The sequence below is a fragment of the Marinobacter shengliensis genome, from assembly GCF_003007715.1.
GTDB lineage: Bacteria > Pseudomonadota > Gammaproteobacteria > Pseudomonadales > Oleiphilaceae > Marinobacter > Marinobacter shengliensis.
Genome location: NZ_PXNO01000026.1, coordinates 1 through 6,675, shown reverse-complemented (window position 1 = coordinate 6,675; position 6,675 = coordinate 1). Strand labels below are relative to the sequence as shown.

3 protein-coding genes and 1 pseudogene are annotated in these 6,675 nt (G+C 54.4%); all 4 read right to left on the bottom strand.

Going from position 1 to position 6,675, the window contains the following annotated elements; translation table 11 throughout:
- Window positions 1-351, bottom strand: a pseudogene (locus C7H10_RS19250) (hypothetical protein); the annotation flags it as partial.
- 499 nt (window positions 352-850) lie between these two features.
- Window positions 851-4,891, bottom strand: a complete 4,041-nt coding sequence (locus C7H10_RS13270; protein WP_106695275.1) for a hypothetical protein — start codon at window positions 4,889-4,891, stop codon at window positions 851-853.
- A gap of 39 nt (window positions 4,892-4,930) precedes the next feature.
- Window positions 4,931-5,470 (bottom strand): DUF4123 domain-containing protein, encoded by a 540-nt coding sequence (locus tag C7H10_RS13265; protein ID WP_244178281.1) that lies wholly within the window; start codon window positions 5,468-5,470, stop codon window positions 4,931-4,933.
- Between the two features lie 17 nt (window positions 5,471-5,487).
- Window positions 5,488-6,675 (bottom strand): type VI secretion system Vgr family protein (locus C7H10_RS13260; protein ID WP_146136818.1); only part of this gene is annotated, 1,188 nt, incomplete at its 5' end.

Genomic DNA, 6,675 nt, shown 5'->3' with positions numbered 1-6,675 from the left:
GGGAAGCTCCGGCAGGGGCTTGGTGATATCCATGTAATTCTGGATAAAGTCCCAGTAGGCGTAGCACATGGTGGCGCTGCCGTGGGCTCCAAGGATATCGCCAACGGTGACGTCCAGCTTGCTATACCGGTGAGACAGCACCAGATCAAACAGAGTGCCGAAACGATCTACCCGGGCGCAGCACCAGGCATCAAATTCGTAGAAGGGTTTTTCGATCACGACCGGAGGCTTTCGGGGCACGAACGGGAGCTTCCGGGAATATTGCCAGACCTTGATCATGCCGGTGCGGCGGTTGAACTCCCATTCGGGGCCGCGGCCGTTTCTGAAAAGCCATTTGGGAAACAGTCTCATAACCAAGGCAGAGATGATCCGGATAATCGGCCCGCCGAAAAGGATCACAAAATGTGGCGTACCTAAATGCTGTATATAGGAAAGTAAGCTTTTTTCCGATGGTGTGAACAGGGGAGACATAAGTACCAAGGTTACCAGATACATTGGAGTAACAATGTACATCCAAAACCATCCCAAGATACTAATCATATTGAGTAACCGAGCCTGAAATGCCAAAGGCGCATGACGAAAGCACTCATGGTTGTTTTCGACCTGAAGCCCGTGCTTTTCAGCCAAATCTTCCCGTCTTTCTAGTTTTCGCAGTTTCTTGGGCGGATCATCAGACATAAAGGAAGGGGGCACAACCTCACTGGTATTACCCCATGGCAGACGAAGACTGGCAGACCGATCCAGTCCTGTACGGTTCAATTCCTCTACCTGATTCTTCTGAGGAGGGATAACATCAGAACGGTAAGCACATTGCCCGTAGTAATCACCGGCGCAAGCAGCGCTGGATAAATTATTCAACATTTTCCTGAACTCTCTGACTGTACCAGAACGGCTGGTTGTTTCGATTGAACTCAGGTTTGCTATGGGAATCGTTATCCTTGTTATAGGACAAAGAATCCTCGGGAGGCGGGGCCGGGAAAACCATCAACAAACCACCAGGAGATTTCCTCGCCTGAATCTGCACTTTAGCCTGCCAACGATAGGTCTTTGTTTCCCATACATCACCCTCCCAGAACCAGCTGTCGAGCTGCCGTCGCTCGTTGGCGGGAGCATTAAGGTAGACGTGCGCTCCTGTTTCAGACTGCTCCGTCAACAGTCGATACTGTTCCACATCGTCTCCAGCTATCTTATTTACGCGGACCTGGCCTCTTCCTCTGGTAACCGCAATCGTTTCAAAAAGTTGGAGCTTGACGATAACTTTGGAAAACATCCCAGAACTGAACAACCCAGGAATAGCACTTTCGATTACCAAGCGTTCACCGGAATTTGACAGCGCAAGCGTCCTTCCATCAGGTTCAACTTCTTCTGACGACAGGGCCTCACGGGCAGCCAGACGTAAAGGGTTGTACTCTAGTCGGACTGAGACGCCCATCAAAAGGCTGATCAATCGATAGTATGCTTCCTCCGGCTCTTTTAGAAAGGGCTTTTCATTCAATGGTCCGAAAGGTCCGTGCCTCATCCAGATATCCAGAGGCTCATCACTAAAGGCCAATACAGTGGCCAGACCTGCCACCGCAAGTACCACACCGGCAACCAGCCAGCCTTTTGGTCCAAGTACCAGCAACAAGCCAGGCTTTCCAACCAGACTGGCAAAGCCAAACGCCACACCGCTTCCTGCCAGAAGACCATAGCCAATGGCCGCACCGGTGTTGCCCATCCGGTATTCGTAGTAGGCATCAAAACCAGCATCTAACGCCATCAAAAAACCTGCCGCGGCACCCAAACCACTTCGCACGCTTAAAGGGCTACCCAGTCGTTTAGTCACCGCTGCCCCGAAATCGCCGCTAGGGCTTAAAGACAGAATTTTTGAGGGCCCCATCACCCATCGCTCACTGATCGCCGCACCGGCGGCTAGCAAATCGACCCCAGCACTAAGCATCCGAATATTCGCACGAACGTCGCCTTTTACTCGGGCGTCCCGTGAGCGCCCTGCCCAAACGCTCGAAGTATTATGAAGCTCCATCAAGCCAACAAACACTGGAAAAACCGGCTTGTTCAGCACTCGGTACAGTCGGCTGGATCTTTTACTGCTGATCTCGGCCTGATCAACCCGGTTAGCAGCATCATTCGCTGCTTCAAGTTCACTTACATATTGCTCTCTTCCATTAACCCGCGCGCTATCTCGTTCAAACGCTTTCAGTTCTCTCTCCGCGGTGTCCAACTCCTGCTTCGCAGCATCTAATTTTCGCGCAGCTATCGCGGCAGCAGCTGCAGGGGTGTTCGGTGCGTTATCCAGTGCCCCTTCCAGAGCTTCCAACGCATGCACTGCCTCTCGAAACCGGGATTCTGCAGCAGAGATCTCCTCCAACGCTCTGGCAATTGCTTCGGTTTTCGGGATAACCAACACATAAACATCATCCGCAACGTCTGAAGCAATACCGGCTGCGCTGCTCCGCTTCTTATTGGTGGACGCCTGAACTTCCTGATCAGCCCCCTGCTGAACAAAGTCCCCGAACAACGCGATATCCCGTTGATTAGTGAACTGCCTTAGCCGGCTCTTGCTGATCTCAATAACCAGATAATCCTTCTGCAACGCCTTGGAAAAACGTTTAAGTTCCATCTTCCCGAGCAAACCTGGTAGAGAGCGGCGCAACTGTTCGATTGATCCGGAGTAGAGCTTCATCCGGCCGAGAATCGCTGTTTTTGCAATTGCTTGCTGTTGTAGCATTAACCCTTGGTAACGGGTTTCCATCTGGCTCAGTCGGTTCCGAATATCCGCAAGCTCTGCTTCCTTACCTCTGAGGTTATCTAACCTTCGCTCAACGGCCCAACGCCGGTTTTCAAGTTCGGTCTTTTGCGTCCGAAGGGTTTCAAGTTCTTCGCGAATATCTGCAAGTTCACTATTTCGGGCCTGAATCGCATGACTTGCGTGATGGATGGCAGCCCACATATTGCCGTGAACGCTCATCAGTACCTGGCTACCAAGTCGCATGCCAGTCGTTAAAACTGTTTCGTAGGCACCTGCAGCAGCCTCAACGGCAAGCTCAAGCCCGTCCATGGTTTTGAGATCGTCAATGTCTGGCAGATCCATCTCAGCCATTGCGGCCAGATCCGTCTCCCGGAACCTGCCGTTGCCGTGATTGGGCTTAGGTTCAGCGGGCGCCTCATAGGGCTTTTCCAGGTCTTCCGATTGAAAGCGGGGGAACAGCAAGGAATGTAACACCCGGCTGTGACGGCCCTCACACAAGCCTTCAAGCCATCGTTTCCCTTGGCCATCCACGGCCCCTTCAACATCTACGTCGAGAGCATCGCACTCCGCAGGCTCTGTCACCAGATTCATGACCAGAGAAGTCACAAAGTTGAATGCACCTGCATAGTCGTAACTGGAATGTGTGAACAGGTCTGTCAGCACATGATGAGTGCGCTCATCAGATAGCCGCTCTAACAATTCCGTGTGAACGCGATCCAGATATTGCCTGGCCATTGCTCGCTCGGACACGGACAGCGAACGCTCCAGCTCCACCCTGCCATCTCTGTTTACCTCAGACATGTGCTTATGGAGCGGATTTGGCTCAGAGCCGATCAACTCAGGCTCAAGAACTGAGTGGACCAACAATGCAGAATCGAAATAGGGCCTGAACCGGGCCCGCCGTACTGCCGCATTCATGAACCAGGCGGCCACCTGACGACGACGCTGGTTATATCGCAACTGATAAACCGGATCATCCAACCGGATCGCACCAATACCACGAGTCTTGGCTTGCTCGGTGCAGTCCGCCACACAAGATTCCGAGCCGTCCCAGGAAAATGGCTCGGGGTCCCCTTGCCGGCCTTCCACCGGTGACTCCGCCTCTGCGAGGTTCAGCTCCTGCAGTGTATTGTGCAAACAATTGGATAAAGCCGTCATCTCTGGGCGCTCATCTTCAGCAACCGGATCTTCCGGATCAGGATCCTCTTGCCGCTGGTGCATCGACACTGCAGCCCGCATCGCTGTGTCGTGGTATATCCCGTCCAGATCCAGCAAGTACTTTTCCGGGCGATCAAACTGCCACTCGAGAGCAGGCTTCCTTGGCCGCTGAGGTTCCAAATATTGGGCGAGAAACGCTGTAGTATTTCCGTTTGACACACGAAGGTTGGCAACGTCCTCTTTGCGGTCAGTATCAAACTGCATCCTGATCAGGTTACAGCGATTTGAACGGTCACCATCTGACCGTTCAAGGTGATTTACGCGCTCACCCGGCCACTGTGATTCGCTGTACGCCGCTTGCAGATTCAGCCAGCCACCACCGATCCTGGCTGGCAGCCAGATTTCTTCAAGACCGGTTCCAGTCACATCGCGATAGCCAGCCCTGAGTTTGCCATCGTTCGCGCGATGTTCAGTCAAAGCGACATCGTAGTATCGGGTAACGCCACTTTCATCGAGCTGGATCTCCAGTTCCCGCCAAAGCTTTCCTTCATGAAACAGGTAAAGGAATCCAGCTCTAGCAAGTACGTGGTGAACCGGGTTGCTTCCATGCAACTCAACACCAGAGATCAGCGTGGCGGGAACAACAGGCAAAATTACATGACGTTGCCGCTCGATCTCCCGATCAATGCCAGCGGCTCCTTTCAGGAACGGTACTCGAATCGGGCTGCCATCGGCTTCAATCTCGATCCAGATATTGCGACTGGGTTGCCCTCGCCAGGGCCAAACGTGAAGAACCGAATCTTCCAGTGGTTCAACCTGAACCTGATTTTCCAACCATTCCTGCTGCTCGTAGTTGGTGTCATCAAAGATTCTGAAACTGTGCCCCTCCGGATGATCCCTACCCATCACCTCAATAATCAGTGATTCGCCCTCACAGGCGGGACCACAGCTTCCGGCAACCTGGTTCGAGTTGTTCTCAGACATCCCTGTCATTCCTTGCTTTGTCTAGCGGTGAATTCATTCTCAGGCCGTAACAATGTTCAATGCCTGCCATTGGCTTTCGTTCAGTGTGGGCACAGGGAACATGTTAAACGGGCTTGGTTTTTCGGTGGTTAGCCAGCGGGCCTCACCGGAATCACCATGCCAGTAGATAACTCGTTCCACTACATCCGCTTGGTCCTGGACCACCGGAGATAGCCGATGCCAAACATCCGGGTCATAGAAGCGCAACAGGCCCTGTCGTTGCCCATCGAAGCGTACTTTCAGACGCGCTCTTAACCATTTCGTGACGGACTCGAGCCCTTCTGACGACTCCAGAATCAGGCCCGTTAATCGTCCCTCTTTCAGTCCTTTCAGCGCCCACTGGTATTCAGGGCTACTCTGGTTTGCTTCCAGGACAACGGGGCTTTCAGCCAGGTATTGCTGCCAGTCTGTTTCAGCAAACAGGTGCACCCACTTCGGGTTGTCTGCCTGCGCATACAAAGACCGCACAACCGGTGGATTCTGGCGGGTTTCCAACACCAGGTAACGCACTTTGGCAGATGAAGGCTTTGGTAATGCCACGGACCGTCCCCCTCCGATCATGCCGACTGGTTCTTGCCGCACGGGCAGTTACCGAGCGGACAGGAGCCATCAGGTTGTTGCTGGCACTGCTCAACAATGGCCGTTCCTTGCATGCGTGCCTGCTTGAGGCGATGGGCAACGATGGCTTTTGGCTCGGCATCCAGACGTTGATCGACTTCCGCCAACGCCACCGGCGCCACAACCCCGCCCGCAGCCGTTACCAACCCGGGCCTCTCCGGCACCTGCACTTTCTGCCCACTACCCTTACCGCCAGCGCCACCGGCGTTCATCTTGATACTCGCGCCACCCAAGGTCACGCCGCTGGGGTCGATTTTTACGAAGCTGCCACCGGCTTTGAGGGTGATTTCGGCTCCTGCTTCGATCACCGCTTTTTGGCCGGCTTTGATATGCAGTTCGGTGCCCGAGTCACTGAGCCAGGCGGTGCCGGCTTGGAGGTGCAGGGTGCCGGTGACGTTGAAGCTGTGGTCTTTGCCGGTTTGTTCGCGCTTTTCGCCGTCCACGGTATGGTGGCTGTTGCCTTTGGTGTGGCTGAAGCGGTTGTTCTCCACCGTCAGGTGGCTGTCGTTCTTGATGACTTCGGTGCGGTTGTTTTCGGTCAGCAGGTCCAGGTCTTTCTGGGCGTGGACGTAGATCTGTTCCTGGTCCGCTTCGTCTTCAAACCGGAGTTCGTTGCTGCCCTCACCCTTGTGGGTTTTGGTTTTTAATGTGGTCCGGGTTTTGTGTTCCGGCAGCGCGTAGGGCGGTGTGTTGGTGGCGTGATAGGTTCGGCCAGTGATGATGGGCTGGTCCGGGTCGCCGTCCAGGAAGGAAACGATTACTTCATGGCCGATTCTGGGCAGGGCCATAAAGCCGTATTGGCCGCCAGCCCAACCCTGGGCAACGCGTAGCCAGGCGCTGGAGTGTTCGTCGTTTTTCGAATAGCGGTCCCAGGGGAAACGAACTTTCACCCGGCCGTACTGGTCGCAGTGGATCTCTTCACCCTCGGGGCCGGTGACGATGGCCATCTGGGGGCCGTCCATCATGGGTTTGTGTTCACACACTGGCCGCCAGGTTTTATCGGCCGGGATGGCGGTGAAGTCGTTGTGGTAGCTGGTGGGTTCGCTGCCACCCTCTTCTTCCATGGCCTGGGGCTGTTTGCCGGTGTGGGTGATGGCGGTCAGCAGCCATTCCCGGTTCAGGCTCTG

Coding starts and splice junctions, on each gene's coding strand:
- C7H10_RS13270 (WP_106695275.1), bottom strand. CDS start 4,891: ATGTCTGAGAACAACTCGAACCAGGTTGCCGGAAGCTGTGGTCCCGCC.